The sequence below is a fragment of the Cryobacterium sp. LW097 genome, from assembly GCF_002205495.2.
GTDB lineage: Bacteria > Actinomycetota > Actinomycetes > Actinomycetales > Microbacteriaceae > Cryobacterium > Cryobacterium zongtaii.
Map to the genome: position 1 here is coordinate 1276196 of NZ_CP021992.1, position 21204 is coordinate 1297399.

The 21204-nt window shown below is 64.9% G+C and carries 14 protein-coding genes and 4 rRNA genes; all 18 read left to right on the plus strand.

Going from position 1 to position 21204, the window contains the following annotated elements:
• The first annotated feature begins 360 nt into the window (after window positions 1-360).
• The 18 genes from B7495_RS05900 to B7495_RS05980 all read left to right on the plus strand — a co-directional run bounded on the left by B7495_RS05900 (window position 361) and on the right by B7495_RS05980 (window position 21157).
• Window positions 361-1881 (plus strand): 16S ribosomal RNA (locus B7495_RS05900).
• 466 nt (window positions 1882-2347) lie between these two features.
• Window positions 2348-5475, plus strand: a 23S ribosomal RNA gene (locus B7495_RS05905).
• A gap of 124 nt (window positions 5476-5599) precedes the next feature.
• A 5S ribosomal RNA gene (gene rrf / locus B7495_RS05910) occupies window positions 5600-5716 on the plus strand.
• Window positions 5717-5953: 237 nt separating this feature from the next.
• Window positions 5954-6070: ribosomal RNA gene (gene rrf, locus B7495_RS05915) — 5S ribosomal RNA — on the plus strand.
• The 16S, 23S and 5S rRNA genes sit together here, the layout of an rRNA operon.
• A gap of 103 nt (window positions 6071-6173) precedes the next feature.
• Window positions 6174-8318 (plus strand): primosomal protein, encoded by a 2145-nt coding sequence (locus B7495_RS19310; RefSeq protein ID WP_240632422.1) that lies wholly within the window; start codon window positions 6174-6176, stop codon window positions 8316-8318.
• Window positions 8254-9336, plus strand: coding sequence for an HAD-IIA family hydrolase (locus tag B7495_RS05925; RefSeq protein ID WP_088455760.1), 1083 nt, complete (start codon window positions 8254-8256; stop codon window positions 9334-9336). Before B7495_RS19310 ends, B7495_RS05925 begins: the two co-directional genes overlap by 65 nt.
• A 10-nt stretch (window positions 9337-9346) precedes the next feature.
• Window positions 9347-9613, plus strand: coding sequence for a hypothetical protein (locus B7495_RS18755; protein ID WP_133159739.1), 267 nt, complete (start codon window positions 9347-9349; stop codon window positions 9611-9613).
• Window positions 9610-10557, plus strand: a complete 948-nt coding sequence (locus B7495_RS05930) for a TlyA family RNA methyltransferase (protein WP_240632423.1) — start codon at window positions 9610-9612, stop codon at window positions 10555-10557. Before B7495_RS18755 ends, B7495_RS05930 begins: the two co-directional genes overlap by 4 nt.
• Before the next feature lie 5 nt (window positions 10558-10562).
• Window positions 10563-11483, plus strand: a complete 921-nt coding sequence (locus B7495_RS05935) for an NAD kinase (RefSeq protein ID WP_088455761.1) — start codon at window positions 10563-10565, stop codon at window positions 11481-11483.
• 9 nt (window positions 11484-11492) lie between these two features.
• Entirely contained in the window at window positions 11493-13214 is a 1722-nt protein-coding gene (gene recN, locus B7495_RS05940) for a DNA repair protein RecN (RefSeq protein WP_088455762.1), read from the plus strand.
• Between the two features lie 50 nt (window positions 13215-13264).
• On the plus strand, window positions 13265-14920 hold the full coding sequence (locus tag B7495_RS05945; RefSeq protein WP_174776715.1) for a CTP synthase: 1656 nt from the start codon (window positions 13265-13267) through the stop codon (window positions 14918-14920).
• The gene (locus B7495_RS05950) at window positions 14913-15587 is read left to right on the plus strand and encodes an NUDIX hydrolase (RefSeq protein ID WP_088455763.1); all 675 of its coding nucleotides are present in this window, start codon (window positions 14913-14915) and stop codon (window positions 15585-15587) included. Before B7495_RS05945 ends, B7495_RS05950 begins: the two co-directional genes overlap by 8 nt.
• Window positions 15584-16501 (plus strand): site-specific tyrosine recombinase XerD, encoded by a 918-nt coding sequence (gene xerD, locus B7495_RS05955; RefSeq protein ID WP_240632424.1) that lies wholly within the window; start codon window positions 15584-15586, stop codon window positions 16499-16501. The genes B7495_RS05950 and xerD overlap by 4 nt, the downstream gene beginning before the upstream one ends.
• Before the next feature lie 71 nt (window positions 16502-16572).
• Window positions 16573-17808: a low temperature requirement protein A gene (locus B7495_RS05960; RefSeq protein WP_168195288.1), complete on the plus strand. Its 1236-nt coding sequence runs from the start codon at window positions 16573-16575 to the stop codon at window positions 17806-17808.
• 120 nt (window positions 17809-17928) lie between these two features.
• Window positions 17929-18816 carry a ParA family protein gene (locus B7495_RS05965; protein WP_088455765.1) on the plus strand — a complete coding sequence of 296 codons (888 nt, stop codon included), beginning with the start codon at window positions 17929-17931 and terminating at the stop codon, window positions 18814-18816.
• An 85-nt stretch (window positions 18817-18901) separates the two neighbouring features.
• Window positions 18902-19705, plus strand: coding sequence for a ScpA family protein (locus B7495_RS05970; protein ID WP_240632484.1), 804 nt, complete (start codon window positions 18902-18904; stop codon window positions 19703-19705).
• A complete protein-coding gene (locus tag B7495_RS05975; protein WP_088455766.1) occupies window positions 19695-20330 on the plus strand; it encodes an SMC-Scp complex subunit ScpB in 636 nt (211 codons plus the stop codon). The genes B7495_RS05970 and B7495_RS05975 overlap by 11 nt, the downstream gene beginning before the upstream one ends.
• Window positions 20327-21157, plus strand: a complete 831-nt coding sequence (locus B7495_RS05980; RefSeq protein WP_088455767.1) for a pseudouridine synthase — start codon at window positions 20327-20329, stop codon at window positions 21155-21157. Before B7495_RS05975 ends, B7495_RS05980 begins: the two co-directional genes overlap by 4 nt.
• Window positions 21158-21204: the final 47 nt, after the last annotated feature.

The following is a 21204-nucleotide window of genomic DNA, read 5'->3' on the forward strand; positions in this document are numbered from 1 at the left end:
TCCCGGCCTCAAGCGGGACCACTTCCAAGTGTTGGCAGCGAATTCATTCGAACTGCCGGGCTTGACGGAAACAGAACAACATCGAAGTGCCTCAGTGCAAAGGTCAATTGGCCGGCGGCTGGGTGCGTCCGATCCTTGAGAACTCAACAGCGTGCACAATGTCAAATGCCAAAAACCTCGGTCGTAGGGTCCCTTTCTAGGGGATACCGCGAAAGAGATTCCTTTGGAAAACATTTAAACAACAAAGCAAGTCAGTAATGATTTGTTCTGTCAGTTTCAAACTTGCTGATTGTTCGCCTATTCCGGTGGCTTTCGGCACTAGATGTGCCCGCCGGGCTTGCTCGGTGAGGCTATTAAACATTTACGGAGAGTTTGATCCTGGCTCAGGACGAACGCTGGCGGCGTGCTTAACACATGCAAGTCGAACGGTGAAGAGGAGCTTGCTCCTTGGATCAGTGGCGAACGGGTGAGTAACACGTGAGTAACCTGCCCTTGACTCTGGGATAAGCACTGGAAACGGTGTCTAATACCGGATACGAACTTCAGCCGCATGGCTAGGAGTTGGAAAGAATTTCGGTCAAGGATGGACTCGCGGCCTATCAGCTAGTTGGTGAGGTAATGGCTCACCAAGGCGACGACGGGTAGCCGGCCTGAGAGGGTGACCGGCCACACTGGGACTGAGACACGGCCCAGACTCCTACGGGAGGCAGCAGTGGGGAATATTGCACAATGGGCGCAAGCCTGATGCAGCAACGCCGCGTGAGGGACGACGGCCTTCGGGTTGTAAACCTCTTTTAGTAGGGAAGAAGCGAAAGTGACGGTACCTGCAGAAAAAGCACCGGCTAACTACGTGCCAGCAGCCGCGGTAATACGTAGGGTGCAAGCGTTGTCCGGAATTATTGGGCGTAAAGAGCTCGTAGGCGGTTTGTCGCGTCTGCTGTGAAAACCCGAGGCTCAACCTCGGGCCTGCAGTGGGTACGGGCAGACTAGAGTGCGGTAGGGGAGATTGGAATTCCTGGTGTAGCGGTGGAATGCGCAGATATCAGGAGGAACACCAATGGCGAAGGCAGATCTCTGGGCCGTAACTGACGCTGAGGAGCGAAAGCATGGGGAGCGAACAGGATTAGATACCCTGGTAGTCCATGCCGTAAACGTTGGGAACTAGATGTGGGGACCATTCCACGGTCTCCGTGTCGCAGCTAACGCATTAAGTTCCCCGCCTGGGGAGTACGGCCGCAAGGCTAAAACTCAAAGGAATTGACGGGGGCCCGCACAAGCGGCGGAGCATGCGGATTAATTCGATGCAACGCGAAGAACCTTACCAAGGCTTGACATATAGAGGAAACGGCTGGAAACAGTCGCCCCGCAAGGTCTCTATACAGGTGGTGCATGGTTGTCGTCAGCTCGTGTCGTGAGATGTTGGGTTAAGTCCCGCAACGAGCGCAACCCTCGTCCTATGTTGCCAGCACGTAATGGTGGGAACTCATGGGATACTGCCGGGGTCAACTCGGAGGAAGGTGGGGATGACGTCAAATCATCATGCCCCTTATGTCTTGGGCTTCACGCATGCTACAATGGCCGGTACAAAGGGCTGCAATACCGCAAGGTGGAGCGAATCCCAAAAAGCCGGTCTCAGTTCGGATTGAGGTCTGCAACTCGACCTCATGAAGTCGGAGTCGCTAGTAATCGCAGATCAGCAACGCTGCGGTGAATACGTTCCCGGGCCTTGTACACACCGCCCGTCAAGTCATGAAAGTCGGTAACACCCGAAGCCAGTGGCCAAACCCGCAAGGGATGGAGCTGTCGAAGGTGGGATCGGTGATTAGGACTAAGTCGTAACAAGGTAGCCGTACCGGAAGGTGCGGCTGGATCACCTCCTTTCTAAGGAGCACAGCAGTGCCGTCTGTATACAGCGGAGTAACACTGCCAAGTCATACGAAGACGAATGTTCTTCGATGGCGCTCATGGGTGGAACATTGACATTGATACAGAAACAGAACAGTTGAACTCAGTACGCTCCTTCGGGGGTTGGACCGGTTTGGTTGTCGAGGGAATGTATATGCACGCTGTTGGGTCCTGAGGGACCGGAACACGAATCACTTTCGAGTGGTGAGTGGACTTTTCCTCTGGACCTTTTTCGGTCAGCAGTCGAGCTTCAGTGATGGAGCCGCTGGTCGTAAGGGGTACCGCCCGTACTTTGAGAACTACACAGTGGACGCGAGCATCTTAAATTTGAACCCTTCGGGGTCAAATTACAAAGATCAACACACTTTTCGAAGTGTGTGATCATTGGTCAATTTCGGTCGCGAATTTATTCGCGGCACTTAATCGATTCAAACTCATGTGATTTCAAATTTTCAAGAGCAAACGGTGAATGCCTTGGCATGTAGAGCCGAAGAAGGACGTAGTAATCTGCGATAAGCCTCGGGGAGTTGATAAACGAACTGTGATCCGAGGATGTCCGAATGGGGAAACCCCGCCAGGCCCGCAAGGTGACCTGGTGACTCCCGCCTGAATATATAGGGCGGGTAGAGGGAACGTGGGGAAGTGAAACATCTCAGTACCCACAGGAAGAGAAAACAATAGTGATTCCGTTAGTAGTGGCGAGCGAACCCGGAAGAGGCTAAACCGATCATGTGTGATAGCCGGCAGGCGTTGCATGGTCGGGGTTGCGGGACTTTTCTGCTGATTCTGCCGAACAGTGAGCGTTACAAAGGAATATAGACGAACAGGATTGAAAGCCTGGTCATAGAGGGTGCGAACCCCGTAGTCGAAATGTTCCAATGGCGCGAAGAGTATCCCAAGTAGCACGGGGCCCGAGAAATCCCGTGTGAATCTGTCAGGACCACCTGATAAGCCTAAATACTCCTACATGACCGATAGTGAACAAGTACCGTGAGGGAAAGGTGAAAAGTACCCCGGGAGGGGAGTGAAATAGTACCTGAAACCGTTTGCTTACAAACCGTTGGAGCACCCTTTGTTGGTGTGACAGCGTGCCTTTTGAAGAATGAGCCTGCGAGTTAGTGATATGTGGCGAGCTTAACCCGAGAGGGGAATGCGTAGCGAAAGCGAGTCTGAATAGGGCGATTCAGTCGCATGTCCTAGACCCGAAGCGAAGTGATCTATCCATGGCCAGGTTGAAGCGACGGTAAGACGTCGTGGAGGACCGAACCCACTTCAGTTGAAAATGGAGGGGATGAGCTGTGGATAGGGGTGAAAGGCCAATCAAACTTCGTGATAGCTGGTTCTCTCCGAAATGCATTTAGGTGCAGCGTTGCGTGTTTCTTGCCGGAGGTAGAGCTACTGGATAGCCGATGGGCCCTAAAAGGTTACTGACGTTAGCCAAACTCCGAATGCCGGTAAGTGAGAGCGCAGCAGTGAGACGGTGGGGGATAAGCTTCATCGTCGAGAGGGAAACAACCCAGACCACCATCTAAGGTCCCAAAGCGCGTGCTAAGTGGGAAAGGATGTGGAGTTGCATAGACAACCAGGAGGTTGGCTTAGAAGCAGCCACCCTTGAAAGAGTGCGTAATAGCTCACTGGTCAAGTGATTCCGCGCCGACAATGTAACGGGGCTCAAGCACGCCACCGAAGTTGTGGCATTGATATTTTTGGTAAGCCGCACCCTTGTGGTGTTGGTTCAGCCGTGTTGATGGGTAGGAGAGCGTCGTGTGGCCAGCGAAGCGGCGGTGTAAACCAGCCGTGGAGGCTACACGAGTGAGAATGCAGGCATGAGTAGCGAAAGACGGGTGAGAAACCCGTCCTCCGAAAGATCAAGGTTTCCAGGGCCAGGCTAATCCGCCCTGGGTAAGTCGGGACCTAAGGCGAGGCCGACAGGCGTAGTCGATGGACAACGGGTCTATATTCCCGTACTGATGAAAAACCGTCCAAGCTAATCCAGTAATGCTAAGCATCTGAATCCTCTAGATGGATCCCTTCGGGGTGAAGCGTGAGGCCTAGCGTGCGACCCTATGCTGGTGCGGTTAGCGTATTAACAGGTGTGACGCAGGAAGGTAGCTGAGCCGGGCGATGGTTGTCCCGGTCTAAGGATGTAGGGCGAACGATAGGCAAATCCGTCGTTCATTAAGCCTGAGACCCGATGGGTAGCCCGTAAGGGCGAAATCAGTGATCCTATGCTGCCAAGAAAAGCATCGACGCGAGGTTTTAGTCACCCGTACCCCAAACCGACTCAGGTGATCAGGTAGAGAATACTAAGGAGATCGAGAGAATCGTGGTTAAGGAACTCGGCAAAATGCCCCCGTAACTTCGGGAGAAGGGGGGCCTGAGGCGTGAAGGGATTTACTCCTGGAGCGTTCGAAGGCCGCAGAGACCAGTGGGAAGCGACTGTTTACTAAAAACACAGGTCCGTGCCAAGTCGCAAGACGATGTATACGGACTGACGCCTGCCCGGTGCTGGAAGGTTAAGAGGAACGGTTAGCCGCAAGGCGAAGCTGAGAATTTAAGCCCCAGTAAACGGCGGTGGTAACTATAACCATCCTAAGGTAGCGAAATTCCTTGTCGGGTAAGTTCCGACCTGCACGAATGGCGTAACGACTTCCCAGCTGTCTCAACCGCGAACTCGGCGAAATTGCATTACGAGTAAAGATGCTCGTTACGCGCAGCAGGACGGAAAGACCCCGTGACCTTTACTACAGCTTGGTATTGGTGTTCGGTGTGGCTTGTGTAGGATAGGTGGGAGACTTTGAAGCTTGGACGCTAGTTCAGGTGGAGTCATCGTTGAAATACCACTCTGGTCATATTGGATACCTAACTTCGAACCGTGATCCGGTTCAGGGACAGTGCCTGGTGGGTAGTTTAACTGGGGCGGTTGCCTCCTAAAAAGTAACGGAGGCGCCCAAAGGTTCCCTCAACCTGGTTGGCAATCAGGTGTCGAGTGTAAGTGCACAAGGGAGCTTGACTGTAAGACTGACAAGTCGAGCAGGGACGAAAGTCGGGACTAGTGATCCGGCAGTGGCTTGTGGAAGCGCTGTCGCTCAACGGATAAAAGGTACCTCGGGGATAACAGGCTGATCTTGCCCAAGAGTCCATATCGACGGCATGGTTTGGCACCTCGATGTCGGCTCGTCGCATCCTGGGGCTGGAGTAGGTCCCAAGGGTTGGGCTGTTCGCCCATTAAAGCGGTACGCGAGCTGGGTTTAGAACGTCGTGAGACAGTTCGGTCCCTATCCGCTGCGCGCGCAGGAAATTTGAGAAGATCTATCCCTAGTACGAGAGGACCGGGATGGACGAACCTCTGGTGTGTCAGTTGTTCCGCCAGGAGCACCGCTGATTAGCTACGTTCGGAACGGATAACCGCTGAAAGCATCTAAGCGGGAAGCCGGCTTCGAGATGAGATTTCCATCCCTTAGGGGGAGAGGCTCGCAGCTAGACTACTGCGTTGATAGGCCGGATGTGGAAGAGAGGACTAAAGACTCTTGGAGCTGACCGGTACTAATAAGCCGATAATTTGATAACACTCAGTTTGAATAAGCTGCTATGCGTCCACTATGTGGTTCTCGATGTACGGTCGAGAACAAACGCCCTCCACGGAGGGCTCTATAACTAAAAAATATAGAATCGATTCACCATCACCAGGTGTTTCGGCGGCTATAGCAAGAGGGAAACGCCCGGTCACATTCCGAACCCGGAAGCTAAGACTCTTTGCGCCGATGGTACTGCAGGGGGGACCCTGTGGGAGAGTAGGACACCGCCGGACTTAACTTAGAAAAAACAGAAAAGCCACCCCACCGGGGTGGCTTTTCTGCGTTTAACCCCCACCCACCCCGGTTCCGCGAACTGTGAGAAAAGCACCAGGATGCGCGAGTTTTCGGTGCCTAACTCACGGCTCGCGGAGGCGGCCAGCCGTGATGTCCTGTAGACTAGAGCAATCGAAGCTTGATGGTTCGAAACGACTTGATGGCCGGCACCTTGGTGTCGGGGCATCGCACATTGTTTCGGCGGCCATAGCAAGAGGGAAACGCCCGGTCACATTCCGAACCCGGAAGCTAAGACTCTTTGCGCCGATGGTACTGCAGGGGGGACCCTGTGGGAGAGTAGGACACCGCCGGACTTAACTTAGTCAAAATGGCCACCCATTCGGGTGGCCATTTTGCCGTTAACGTACGCTGGAGAAGTAGTCCGGTACGTATAGCCACACCTACAGGAGATAAACAGTGACCCCCACGGAACGCAACGGGAACGACGCACGCGACAACGGGAGCGGCGATCGTCGCACCGGCGGCTACCAGGGTGGTCGCGGAGGGTCGGACCGACCCAACCAGGACGGCGCCCGCCCGCCGTACCGCGGCAACTCCGACCGCCCGCAGCGCGACGGAGACCGTCCGCCGTACCGTGGCAACACCGGCGGAAATGACCGTCCCCAGCGTGATGGCGATCGCCCTCCGTACCGTGGCAACTCCGACCGTCCGCAGGGCGGGGAGCGTGCACCGTACCGGGGTAACTCCGACCGTCCGCAGCGCGATGGCGACCGCCCGCCCTACCGCGGGAACAGCGATCGCCCGGCGTACCAGGGCAACTCGGACCGTCCGCAGCGCGATGGTGACCGTCCTCCCTACCGTGGCAACTCCGACCGTCCCACGTACAAGGGCAACAGCGATCGTCCTTCCTACAACTCTGACCGTCCGCAGCGCGACGGCGACCGCCCTCCCTACCGCGGGAACAGCGACCGCCCGGCGTACCAGGGCAACTCGGACCGCCCGCAGCGCGATGGCGACCGTCCTCCCTACCGCGGGAACAGCGACCGCCCGGCATATAACTCGGACCGTCCGGCGTACAAGGGCAACTCGGACCGCCCGCAGCGCGATGGCGACCGTCCTCCCTACCGCGGGAACAGCGACCGCCCGGCATATAACTCGGACCGTCCGGCGTACAAGGGCAACTCGGACCGCCCGCAGCGCGATGGCGACCGTCCTCCCTACCGCGGCAACAGCGACCGTCCCGCGTACAACTCGGACCGTCCGGCATACAAGGGCAACTCCGACCGCCCGCAGCGTGACGGCGACCGTCCGGCGTACAAGGGCAACAGCGATCGTCCCGCGTACAACTCGGACCGTCCGGCATACAAGGGCAACTCCGACCGTCCGCAGCGTGACGGCGACCGTCCCGCGTACAAGGGCAACAGCGACCGCCCCGCGTACAAGGGCAACTCCGACCGTCCGCAGCGCGACGGAGACCGTCCCGCGTACAAGGGCAATTCCGACCGTCCCCAGCGCGACACCGAGAACAAGCCGTGGCTGAAGGACAGCGCCCGCGGCGGCTCGCCGACCCGCGCCGGAGCTCCCCGCGACTCCGGCAAGAAGCTGTGGACCCGCGAAGGCGCCCCCGCCCGCGGTGACCGCGACGCCCGCGTCGTCGAAGAGGAGATGACCGAAGAGCAGCGCATGCAGCGCGAGCTGCGTTCGGTGCGCCCGCGTCACGACGACCCCGAGCTGCCCGACGACATCACGTCCGAGGACCTCGACCGCATCGCCCGCAATGAGCTCAAGACCCTCACCAAAGACAACGCGGAAGCCGTGGGCCGTCACCTGGCCATGGCCGCCCGGGTCATCGAGGAAGACCCGGAGCTGGCGCACCGCCACGTCATGAGCGCCGCGCGTCGCGCCGGCCGCATCGCCGTGGTGCGCGAGAGCCTGGCCATCACGGCCTACGCCACCGGCGACTTCGCCCTGGCGTTGCGGGAACTCCGCACCTACCGCCGTATCTCGGGCTCCAACGCCCAGCTGCCGCTGATGGTGGACAGCGAACGCGGCGTGGGCCGCCCCGACCGCGCCCTCGAGCTGGGCCGTTCGGTGGACCGCTCCACCCTGCCCGCCGGCGTACAGGTGGCCCTGGCCATCGCCATGTCCGGCGCCCGTCTCGACCTGGGGGAGACCGAGGCCGCGCTGAGCGAGCTCGAAATCGCCCAGCTCGACCCCAAGACCGCGTTCTCCTACAGCTCGGAGCTGTTCGCCGCCTACGCCGAGGTTCTCGAAGAACTCGGCCGCACCGACGAGGCCGACGTCTGGAACGAACGTGCCTCCCGCGCGGACGCCGCTCTGAACGGCGACGTCGACGAGACCATCGAGATCGTCGAACTCGACGAAGAATTCGATGAAGACGAGGACGAGGACGCCGACCAGGACGAGGACGAGTCCGATCAGGACAACGCCGACACGCCCGACGAACTCGAGACCGCCGACGACACCATCACCATCTCAGACACCGAAACTGACACCGAGGACGCTGCTTCATCCGATGACGAATCACACGACGACGCCAAGGGTGTGGACGAAGATCCTGAAACGACGCCCGTTGACTGAGCCGGCCACACCCCTGGCCGGCATCGACGTGGTCCTGGCCGACCTCGACGGTGTCGTCTACGCCGGCCCACACGCCATCCCGTACGCGATCGACGGCCTCAACAAGGCCGCTGAAAGCATCCGGGTGGGCTACATCACCAACAACGCATCACGCACGGATGCATCCGTGGCCGGCCACCTGACCGACCTCGGTCTCACCGTGGCGCCATCCGACGTCGTCACCTCGCCCCAGGCAGCCATGCGGCTGCTCGTGGAGCAGGTGCCGGCCGGATCGCGGATCCTGGTGGTGGGCGGCGACGGTCTCGTCGACGAACTGCAGAAGCACGGCTTCGAGGTGACCCGGTCCGCCGAGGATTCCCCGGCCGCCGTGGTGCAGGGCTTCGCTCCCGACGTGGGCTGGACCCAGCTGGCCGAGGCCAGCTTTGCGCTGAACGCCGGCGTGACCCAGGACGGCGACTACCCGGGCATTCCGTGGATCGCGACGAACACCGACTGGACCATTCCGCAGGCCCGCGGCATCGCCCCGGGCAACGGCACCCTGGTCTCCGCGGTGCACACCGCGGTCGGGCGTCTGCCGCTCGTGGCCGGCAAGCCGGAGATCCCGATCTTCCTCGAGGCCATCAAACGCTTCGATGCCACCGCTCCGCTGTTCATCGGCGACCGGCTCGACACCGACATTCTCGGCGCCAACCGCGCCGGGATGCCGTCGGTGCTCGTGCTCACCGGCATCGACAAGGCCAAGCAGGCCCTGGCGGCCGGCCCCACGGAGCGTCCGACGTTCATCCTCGAGGACCTGCGCCAGCTGCACGAGCCCTACCCCGTGACGGTCTTCTCCAAGGACAAGTCCCAGGCCACGGTCGACGGCGCCAGCGTGCGCATCCACGGTGCCGACGTGGAGATCATGGCTGTCGGCGACGACGGAATCAACCTGTTGCGGGCCGCCTGCGCCGTGATCTGGGCGTCCGGCCGACCGATCTACGGCCTCAACGTTCCGGAGAGCCTCTATCTCGGACGGTAGCCTAGGAGGCGTGAGTGCAGACGGAGTAGATGCGGCCGGGCCGCCCAGTGCGCCGACCCCGGGTCGCCCGGGGCCGCGCCCGACGCCGTCTGCACCAGCGCCCGCGCCTACCGACGACGCACCCGCCCCGCCCGTGCTGGATGGTGACCTCGAGGCCCGCATCACGGCCGCCGAGGCGCTGCCGCTCGAGGACCGGGCCACGGCGTATCTCCAGCTGCACGACAGTCTGCGCGACCACCTCGAAGGTGGCGACGTGCCCCGATCGAAGGCCGAATGACCACCTCCAGCACGCCAGAGCCAGACCCCGAGATGGGGACCCAGCACGAGGACGCGCCGGAGCCGAGACGGTCGGCGCCACAGCCCACCAGCGTGCCGATCAGCACGCCACCGGCGCCCGCCGCTGAACCCACGGTTTCACCCACGGGGGAGCAGCGCCTGGATTCGGCGCTGTTCGAACGGGGCTTGGTGCGATCGCGCACCGTCGCCGCCCGGCTCATCACCGAGGGCCTAGTCACCGTGGACGGCAGCCCTGTCGTCAAGGCATCCGCCAAGGTGCGCGAGAGCCAGGTCATCGCCGTGGCCCCCACCGACCACTACGTGAGCCGCGGAGCGCACAAGCTCGTTGCCGCGCTCGACGCGTTCGACCTGCCGGTCACCGGCCGCACCGCGATGGATGCCGGTGCCTCCACCGGCGGCTTCAGCCAGGTGCTGCTCGAACGCGACATCGCCCGGATCATCGCCGTCGACGTGGGCCACGGCCAGCTGTCGCCGACCATCAAGGCCGACCAGCGGGTGACGCTCGTCGAGGGCTTCAACCTGCGCTACGCCACCGCGGAGTCCATCGCGGGAGCCTCCGGCATCACCGAGCAACCCGACCTCGTCGTCGGCGACCTCTCGTTCATCTCCCTCACCACGGTGCTGCCGGCCCTGGTCGCCACCGCAACCGAGGGTGCCGACTTCGTGCTGCTGATCAAACCCCAATTCGAGGTCGGTCGCGGCGGCATCCGGGAGGGTGTCGTGCACAACGCCGGCCTTCGCGCCGACGCCATCGCCGGTGTGCTCTGGGCCGCCTGGGACCTGGGGCTCGGCGTGAACGGCCTGATCGCGTCGCCGATCGCCGGGGCCGCAGGCAACCACGAGTATCTCGTGTGGCTGAGACGTGGAACCGGAACTAATCCGACAGAATGGATCGATCGGATAACCATCCTGGTGGGAGCGTGACGCGCATGACCGCAACGCCACGACACATCCTCGTCGTCGCCCACACCGGCCGTCAGGACTCTCTCGAAGCCGCGGCCACCGTGTGCGAACAGCTGATCGCCGCCGGCGCCGTACCGGTGCTGGCCGCCGAGGAACGCGCCGACCTGCTGGCGTCCTGCCCGCAACTGAACGGCAGCACCGCCGTGCTCGGCGAGACCGTGCAGGCCACCGACCTGGAACTCGTGATCGTGCTCGGCGGCGACGGCACCATCCTGCGCGCCGCTGAGATCGTGCGCGGCTGCTCCGCGCCGCTGCTGGGCATCAACCTGGGCCACGTGGGATTCCTGGCCGAAAGCGAACGCGACGACCTCGGCGAGGCCGTGCGTCGCGCCCTGCTGCGCGACTACCTCGTGGAGGAGCGCATGACGCTCTCGGTGCGGGTGAAGGTGGACCACGAGGTGGTCTACGAAACCTGGGCGCTCAACGAGGCCACCGTCGAAAAGGCCAGCAGGCAGCGGATGATCGAGGTCATCATCGAGGTCGACGGCCGCCCGCTGTCCGCCTTCGGCTGCGACGGCGTGGTGCTGTCCACCCCCACCGGGTCGACCGCCTACTCGTTCTCCGCCGGGGGACCCATCGTCTGGCCGAGCCTGGACGCCCTGCTGCTCGTGCCGCTGAGCGCCCATGCCCTGTTCGCCCGCCCCCTCGTCGTCGGACCGGACTCCTCCCTCGCCGTGGAAATCCTCGCCCGCGGCGACAGCACCGCAGTGCTCTGCGCCGATGGCCGTCGCGTGCATGATCTGCCGCCCGGCGCCCGGGTGGTCGTGCGACGCTCACCGGTTCCGGTACGTCTCGCCCGGCTGCACAGCGGCCCGTTCACCGACCGGCTGGTGAACAAGTTCAACCTGCCCATCACGGGCTGGCGGGGCCCGGTCGGACGTGAGTGAGGTGACCGCATGATCGAAGAACTCGTCATCCGCGACCTCGGCGTGATCAAGGAAGCCACCCTGCCGCTCGGCCCCGGCTTCACCGCCATCACCGGCGAGACCGGCGCGGGCAAGACCATGGTCGTCACCGCGCTCGGCCTGCTGCTGGGCGAGCGCGCCGACCCGGGCACCGTGCGCGCCGGCCAACCGCAGAGCTGGGTGGAGGGCCGCTGGCTGATCGCCCCCGACGGGCCCGTCGCCCAGCGGGTGCGGGACGCCGGGGGAGACCTCGACGGCCCCGAGCTGCTGCTCAGCCGTTCGGTGTCGGCCGAAGGCCGCAGCCGCGCCGTCGTCGGCGGCCGCAGCGCCCCCGCCGGGGTGCTCGGCGACCTCGGCGGTGACCTCGTCGTCGTGCACGGCCAGTCCGACCAGGTGCGCCTGCGGTCCACCTCCGCGCAGCGCGGGGCGCTGGACCGGTTCGCCGGCCCCGAACTCACCGAGGCCCTCACGGCCTTCCAGCACGTCTACCACCGCTGGCACGCCAACCAAGCCGAACTCGACCTGCTCATCGCCGAGCAGGACCGCCGGGCCCGAGAAGCCGAAGACCTGCGCTTGCGGATCGCCGAGATCGAGCTCGCCGCCCCGCAGCGCGGCGAAGACGACGAACTCGCCGGCCGCGCCGAACGGCTCGGCAACCTCGAAGAACTCCGGCTGGCCGCCGCCTCGTCTCGCGAACTGCTCTCGGCCGAGGAATCCACCGACGACACGCCCGATGTCGTCGCCCTGCTCGAATCCGCCCGCCGCCAGCTGGACCGGGCCGCCGCACACGACCCGGTGCTGCCGCCGCTGGCCGAGGCCCTCGCCAACGCCGGCTTCATCGTCGCCGACATCGCCGCCCAACTCTCCAGCTACCTCGCCGGCCTGGACGCCGACGGCGCCAGGGAACTCGAGGTGGTGCAGGAGCGCCGCGCCGAGCTGAGCGTGCTCTCGCGCAAGTTCGTCGGCGGCCTCGACGAGGCCATCGACTTTCTCGACACCGGCAGCAGCCGCCTGCTCGAGCTCGACAGCGACTCCGACCGGATCGACGCCCTGCGCGCCGACACGACCGCCGACCGCGACCTCGTGCAGCGGCTCGCCGAGGCGCTCACCGGCATCCGCACCACCGCGGCCGCCGCGCTCGGCGCCGCCGTCACCACCGAACTGGCCGCGTTGGCCATGCCGGACGCCCGCCTGGTGGTGGAGATCGACCGGCTGGACGAGGTCTCGGTGACCGGCCACGACCTGGTGCGCATCATGTTGCAGCCCCACGCGGGCGCCGAGCCGCGGGCACTGGCGCGCGGCGCATCCGGCGGCGAGCTGTCGCGGGTGATGCTGGCCATCGAGGTCGTCATCAACGCCACCGACCCTGTGCCAACCTTCGTCTTCGACGAGGTCGACGCCGGAGTGGGCGGCGCGGCCGCGATCGAGATCGGCCGGCGACTCGCCCGACTCGCTGAAACCGCGCAGGTGATCGTGGTCACCCACCTCGCCCAGGTGGCGGCGTTCGCCGGCAACCACCTCAGCGTCGTCAAGGACAGCCACGGCTCGGTCACCGCGAGCAGCGTACGCCAGCTCACCGGCGACGACAGGGCCGCCGAGATGGCCCGGCTGCTCTCCGGACTGCCCGACTCCGCCAGCGGCCTCGAGCACGCTCGCGAGCTCATTGAACTTGCCCACTCAACTCGCTCCAACGGAGAGGCCCCAGCTAGGTGATAGGATCGAAGCCCGTGGTGAACATTACAAACGCGGACAATTCAGACGGCATTACGAAGCACATTTTTGTGACCGGTGGTGTCGTTTCTTCATTGGGTAAAGGCCTGACGGCGGCAAGCCTCGGCAACCTCCTGACTGCTCGCGGCGTACGCGTCGTCATGCAGAAGCTGGACCCCTACCTCAACGTCGACCCGGGCACGATGAACCCGTTCCAGCACGGTGAAGTCTTCGTCACCGACGACGGCTCGGAGACCGACCTCGACATCGGCCACTACGAGCGCTTCCTCGACATCAACCTCACCCAGGCGGCGAACGTCACCACCGGTCAGGTCTACTCGCAGGTCATCGCCCGCGAACGCCGCGGCGAGTACCTGGGCGACACCGTCCAGGTCATCCCGCACATCACCGACGAGATCAAGCGACGGATGCGCCTGCAGGCCAGCGACGAGCCGCGCCCCGACGTCATCATCACCGAGGTCGGCGGCACCGTCGGCGACATCGAGTCGCAGCCCTTCATCGAGGCCGCCCGCCAGGTGCGCCACGAGCTGGGCCGCAAGAACGTCTTCTTCGTGCACGTGTCGCTGGTGCCGTTCATGGCCGCCTCCGGTGAGCAGAAGACCAAGCCCACCCAGCACTCCGTCGCAGCGCTCCGCTCCCTCGGTATCCAGCCGGATGCCCTGGTGCTGCGCAGCGACCGCCCCGTCTCCGAATCCAACAAGCGCAAGATCGCGCTGATGTGCGATGTCGAAGAGGACGCCGTCGTCAACTGCGTCGACGTGCCCAGCATCTACGAGATCCCCGCCGTGCTGCACGAGCAGGGCCTGGACAAGTACATCACCGACGCCCTGAGCCTGCCGGTCAAGGACGTGGACTGGACCGCCTGGCAGCGCGTGCTCGACGCCGTGCGCGAGCCCAAGCACGAGGTCACCATCGGCCTGGTCGGCAAGTACATCGACCTGCCCGACGCGTACCTCTCGGTGACCGAGGCGCTGCGCGCCGGCGGTTTCGCCCAGCAGACCAAGGTCAAGCTCGAGTGGATCGCCTCGGACACCTGCGAGACGCCCGAAGGCGCCGCGGCGATGCTCGCCGAGCTCGACGGCATCTGCGTGCCCGGCGGCTTCGGCGTGCGCGGCATCGAGGGCAAGCTCGGTGCCCTCAAGTTCGCCCGCGAGAACGCCATCCCCGTGCTCGGCCTGTGCCTGGGCCTGCAGTGCATGGTCATCGAATACGCCCGTAACAAGGCCGGCCTCGACGGCGCCTCGTCGAGCGAGTTCGAGCCCGAGACCGAGTTCCCCGTGATCGCGACAATGGAAGAGCAGGTCGAGATCATCGCCGGCGGCGACCTGGGCGGCACCATGCGCCTCGGCCTGTACCCGGCCAACCTCGCCGACGGATCCATCGTTGCCGAGCTCTACGGCGCCCCGGTCGCCTCCGAGCGTCACCGTCACCGCTACGAGGTGAACAACAACTACCGCGCCCAGATCGCCGAGGCCGGCCTGTGGTTCTCCGGCACCTCGCCCGACGGCCACCTCGTCGAGTACGTGGAGCTGCCCCGCGCCGAGCACCCGTTCTACGTGGGCACCCAGGCCCACCCCGAACTGCGCTCACGCCCCAGCCACGCGCACCCGCTGTTCGTCGGCCTGATCGGTGCGGCCCTGGACCGCCAGCAGGCCAGCCGCCTGTTCGAGGTCAAGGAAGATGCCTGAGACCCTCGCCGCCCGCGCCGAAGCCGACGCGTTGCTGCCCCGCATCGAGGATGAGCCGGCACCGACCGCGCTGACCTCCAGTGCGGTGCGGTTCGACGGCCACGTGTGGAACATCCGCCAGGACGCGTTCGACTACAACGGCGCCGAGATCGTGCGCGAGTACGTCGACCACCCCGGTGCGGTCGCGATTCTCGCCCTCGACGACCAGGACCGGGTGCTGCTGATCCAGCAGTACCGGCACCCGGTGCGGATGCGGGAGTGGGAGTTGCCCGCCGGGCTGCTCGACGTCGACGGCGAACACGCTCTTCTCGGCGCCCAGCGCGAGCTGGCCGAGGAGACCGACGTCGTCGCATCCGAGTGGAATGTGCTCACCGAGTTCTACACGTCCCCGGGCGGCAGCAACGAAGTGATCCGCATCTACCTGGCCCGCGGCCTGTCGCCGGCCACCGAGGCCTTCGACCGCACCGACGAGGAAGCCGACATGGTCACCCGCTGGGTGTCCCTGGACGACGCCGTCGACGCCGCACTGGAACGCCGGGTGCAGAACCCGTCGCTCGTCGTCGGTGTGCTGGCTGCCGCCGCCTCCCGCTCCCGCGGCTGGGCGTCGTTGGCGCCGGCCGACCTGCCCTGGCCGCGGCATCCGAACAACTGGGACCACACGGTGTGACCGGCCCCGCGCTCGTCGAGCCGGCCGTGCACTCGTACTTGCGGCATGTCTCGATTGAACGCGGGCTGAGCGCCAACACCGTCGCCGCCTACCGGCGCGACCTGGTGATCTACGCCGGCTGGCTCACGGATGCCGAGATCACCGATCTGCGCGCCGTGACCGGGCCGCAGGTGAGCGCGTTCGTGCAGCACCTGGGCAGTCGCACCGAATCGCCGCTGACCGCGGCCTCCGTCGCGCGGATCCTGAGCACCGTGCGCGGCTTCCACCGGTTCCTGCTCGAGGAATCGCTGGTGGACGTGGACGTGGCGCACGAGACCAAACCGCCCAAGCTCGGCCTGCGGCTGCCCAAGGCCATCTCGATCGAGCAGGTGAACGCGCTGTTGGCCGCGACCGACGGGGAGGAACTGCAGCAGCTGCGCGACAAGGCGCTGCTCGAACTGCTCTACGCCACCGGGGCGCGGGTGTCCGAGGTGGTCAACCTCAACGTGGACGACATGCTCGAGGAAGACGTGGTGCGGCTCACCGGCAAGGGCAACAAGCAGCGCATCGTTCCCGTCGGCAGCTTCGCCCGGGCCGCCGTGGACGCGTACCTGGTGCGTGCCCGACCGGTGCTGTCGGGGCGGGGTAAGGCCACCCCGGCGCTGTTCCTCGGCGTACGCGGGCACCGGGTGAGCCGGCAGAACGCCTGGTTGATCATCCGCGCCGCCGCCGAACGCGCCGAGCTGGGCATCGAGGTGTCGCCGCACACGCTGCGGCACTCCTTCGCCACCCACCTGCTCTCCGGCGGCGCCGACGTGCGCGTGGTACAGGAGCTGCTCGGCCACTCGTCGGTGGCCACCACCCAGATCTACACCCTCGTCACCATCGACACCCTCCGCGACGTGTACACCACGGCGCACCCCCGCGCCCGCTGACCCGCGCCGCCCGCCGGTGACCTGTGTATGTGTGTGTGTGTTTCGCAGGCAAGGGCGGCCACAATGGGGGAGTGACCCGTACCTCAACACCACCGCCCGCACCGACGCCGGCCGGCCGCTTCGGCATCCGCCGCAATCTGCTGCGGCCCGAGGACTCCACCAGCTCCGACCGGGTCACCTACGTCGAGCTGTTCTTCGACCTGATCTTCGTCTTCGCGCTCACCCAGCTCTCCCGCTACCTCTACGAGAACCAGTCCTGGGAGGGTGCCCTCGAGTCGGCGATGCTGGTGCTCGCGCTCTGGTGGGTGTGGGTCTACACGACCTGGGTGACCAACTGGCTCGACCCGGCCAAGCTGCCCGTGCGCGGCGTGGTGCTGGGCCTGTCGCTGGTGGGCTTCGTGGTGAGCGTCTCGATCTACGAGTCGTTCGGTGACCGCGGCATCGTCTTCGCGCTGGCCTACTCGGTGCTGCAACTGGGCCGCACGGCCTTCATGGTGCTCGCCGTGGCGCGGCACGATGCCGAGCTGCGCCGCACCTTCGTTCGGATCCTGATCTGGCTGGCTCTATCGAGCGTGTTCTGGATCGTCGGCGCGCTGCTGCCGTTGCAGTACCGGCTGCCGCTCTGGCTGATCGCCCTGGCCATCGAGTACCTCTCCGCCGGGGTCGGCTTCCGGGTGCCGGGACTCGGCGCGTCCGGCATCGACCAATGGAACCTCTCCGGCCCGCACATCGCCGAGCGCAGTGCCCTGTTCGTGATCATCGCACTGGGCGAATCGCTGCTGGTGACAGGATTCGCGTTCGTCGCGAAGGAATCTTCGGCGGCGAGCATCCTGGGCATGCTGCTCGCGTTCGGCGCGACGGTGGCGATGTGGTGGCTGTACTTCGACCACAGCGAACGCGCCGGCGCCAAGGCCATCGCCGCCGCCGCGGAGCCCGGCCGCATCGCCCGGCTCGCGTACACCTACGTGCACGCCGTGATCATCGCCGGCATCGTGCTCACCTCGGTGGCCGACAAAGAGGTGCTCACGCATCCCCATACGGAGATGACCCTGTCCACCGCGGTGGTCCTGGTGGGCGGGCCGGCGCTCTACGTGCTGGGGATGCTGCTGTTCCGGCTCGTCGTGGCGCGGGAGCTGCTCGTGTCGTACCTGGTGGGCATCGGGGCGCTGCTGGTTGCGTTCGGCGCGGCCTTCGAGCTCACCCCGCTGCAGCTGGGCTCGGTGACCACCGGGGTGCTCGTGCTCGTGGCCGGCTGGGAGACCGTGGTGCGGGTGCGCCGGGGCACCGACGACAAGAAGGCCGGCTGACTCAGCCGGCGAGGCAGCCGGCGAGGCAGCTGGCGGCACACCGGGGAATCTGGCCGGGCTGGGCCTCTCGGCTCGGTAGAATCAACCAAGTGAACTGCATGACGGATCGAGGACAGCCCAGTGGCGCGTAGAACGGATAGCCGGACGCAGCTTCCCGGACTCGAGGAACCACCCACCGGTGCGACCGGTCGCCCGCTGCAGGTGTTCGATGAGCCCGCCCCGCTGAAAAGCCACGGCCCGGCGCGCATCGTCTCGCTGTGCAACCAGAAGGGCGGCGTCGGCAAGACGACGACCACCATCAACCTGGGAGCGGCACTGGCCGGCTACGGCCGCCGGGTGCTCGCCATCGACTTCGACCCGCAGGGCGCCCTGTCGGCCGGTCTCGGCGTGCCCACGCACGACGTCACCACCATCTACGACCTGCTCCTGAGCGGCTCCAAGGATCCCAAGGAAGCCATCCAGCAGACCTCCGTCGTGGGTCTGGACATCATCCCGGCCAACATCGACCTCTCCGCCGCGGAGGTGCACCTCGTCAACGAGGTCGCCCGCGAGCAGATTCTCGCCCGGGTGCTGCGCAAGGTCTCCAACGATTACGACGTGATCCTCATCGACTGCCAGCCGTCGCTGGGCATCCTCACCGTCAACGCCCTCACCGCCAGCCACGGCGTGCTGATCCCGCTGGAGTGCGAGTTCTTCGCCCTGCGCGGGGTGGCGCTGCTCATCGAAACCATCGACAAGGTGCGCGACCGGCTCAACCCGGCCATCGAACTCGACGGCATCCTGGCCACCATGTACGACTCCCGCACCCTGCACTCGCGCGAGGTACTCGAACGGGTCGTTGACGCGTTCGGCGACCGGGTGCTCGACACCGTCATCGGCCGTACGGTCAAATTCCCGGATGCCAGTGTCGCGGGGGTGCCGATCACCGAGTTCGCTCCGGAACACGCCGCAGCCAAGGCCTACAAGCAGGCGGCGCGGGAACTGATCCAGCGTGGCGCGGTCGCCTAAGCGCACCTCGGCCGCTTCGGCCCGCGTCGCGGCGACCACCGCCACGACCCACACCCGCACGGCCGGCACCGGCACGCTCGAGTCCATCGGCGACGCCGGCACACCCGCGCCCGGCTTCTCGGTGGCTCTGCAGAACTTCGAGGGACCGTTCGACCTGCTGCTCTCGTTGATCGGCAAGCACGAACTCGATATCACCGAGATCTCGCTGAGCCGGGTCACCGACGAGTTCATCTCCTACCTGCGCGGGCTCGACGCCGCCGAGGAGCTCGACCAGGCCACCGAGTTCCTCGTCGTGGCCGCCACCCTGCTCGACCTCAAACTGGTCGGGCTGCTGCCGCAGGGCGAACTGGTGGATGCCGAGGACGTGGCGCTGCTCGAGGCCCGCGACCTGCTCTTCGCCCGGCTGTTGCAGTACCGGGCGTTCAAGACCGCGTCGGAGTGGTTCCTCGAACGCCTCGAGCACGAGGCCACCCGCCATGTGCGCTCGGTGCGGCTCGAGGAGAAATACCGTACGACCACGCCGGAGCTCGTGTGGACGTTGTCGCTGGGCGATTTCGGCGCGCTGGCGGCGTTGGCGCTCACGCCGCGAGAGCTGCCGACCGTGGGGCTGGAGCATTTGCACGCGCCGCTGGTCAGCATCCGGGAGCAGGCGGCGATCGTGGTGGCGATGTTGCGGGCCAACCGAAGCCTGACGTTTCGGGAGCTGATCGTGGACTGCGCCGAGAAGGGGCTCGTGATCGCCCGTTTTCTTGCCGTGCTGGAGCTGTACCGGCACGGGGCTCTGACCTTCGACCAGCTCGAACCGCTGGGCGAGCTCAGTTTGCACTGGGATGCCGAGGGCTGGTCGGATGACAATCTTGCGAACCTTGGAGGCGATTATGAGTCTTGATGCCAGTGTGACGACCCTTGACGAGGTCTCGACAGGCTCGACCGACGGGAATCGCTCGAACGGCGGCGGGGGAGCGGTGGCCATTGAGCGGCGGCTCGAGGCGATTTTGATGGTGGCGGATGAGCCGCAGAGCCTGGTGCACCTGGCCACTGCGGTCGCGCATCCGCTCGTGGACGTACGCGCGGCCATCCTGCGGCTGGTCGCCGACTTCGACGGGGTCGACGGCACCGTGCGGCGCGGCTTCGAACTGCGCGAGGTGGCCGGCGGCTGGCGCATCTACGTGCGCGCGGAGCACGACCCGGTGGTGGCCGATTTTGTGCTCACCCAGAACCCCAGCCGGCTCTCCCAGGCAGCCCTGGAGACCCTCGCGGTGATCGCTTACAAGCAACCGATCAGCCGCGGCGCGGTAGCCTCGATTCGGGCCGTTAACGTCGACTCGGTCGTGCGCACCCTCCTGGGCCGCGGATTGATCACCGAGGCCTTCACCGATAGCGAGACCGGCGCGATCAATTACGCCACCACCGACCTGCTGCTCACCCAGCTGGGAATCAACTCGCTCGACGAGTTGCCACTAATTTCGCCGTTGCTCGCCGACGGTGCGAACGGATTCGAGGATCTACCATGACCGAAAACACAGCCGACCACAACGACGGCTACACCGACACCAGCAGCACCAACCCGGACTTCGCCACCAATCCCGAGGCCGCCGCCGACGGCATCCGCCTGCAGAAGGTGCTCTCCGCCGCGGGCGTCGCCTCCCGCCGGGTCAGCGAAGAAATGATCAGCTCCGGCCGGGTGCGGGTCAACGGCAAGGTCGTTACCGAACTCGGCCGCCGCGTGCACCCCGAGACCGACAAGATCGCCGTGGACAACGTCGCCGTGCAGCTGGACACCAGCCGCCGCTACGTGATGCTGAACAAGCCCGTCGGCGTGGTCTCCTCCATGCAAGACGAGAGCGGCCGGCCGGACCTGCGCCAGTTCACGCAAGGGTACGAGGAACGCCTCTTCAACGTGGGCCGCCTCGACGCCGCCACCAGCGGCCTGCTCATCCTCACCAACGACGGCGACCTCGCCCACGTGCTCGCGCACCCCTCCTTCGGCGTCGCCAAGACCTACATCGCCAAGGTCGAGGGCCGCGTCTCGGCGCAGACCATCGGCAAGCTGCAGAGTGGTATCGAGCTGGAGGACGGCCCCATCGCCGCCGACAAGGCCCGCATCCTCACCAGCCCTCCCGGCGACGGCTTCACCCTGGTGGAGCTCACCCTGCACTCCGGCCGCAACCGCATCGTGCGGCGGATGATGGACGCCGTCGGCCACCCCGTCGTGGACCTGGTGCGCCGCCAGTTCGGCCCGCTGCAGCTGGGCACCCTCCGCTCCGGCGCCGTGCGCGACCTCACTAAGGTGGAACTCGGTCAGCTGCTCACGGTGTCCCGCGCCGAAGTGCAGAAGTAACCCGCAGCATCCGTTTCACCCTGTCACCCGCGCAAGTTTGGAGCCGA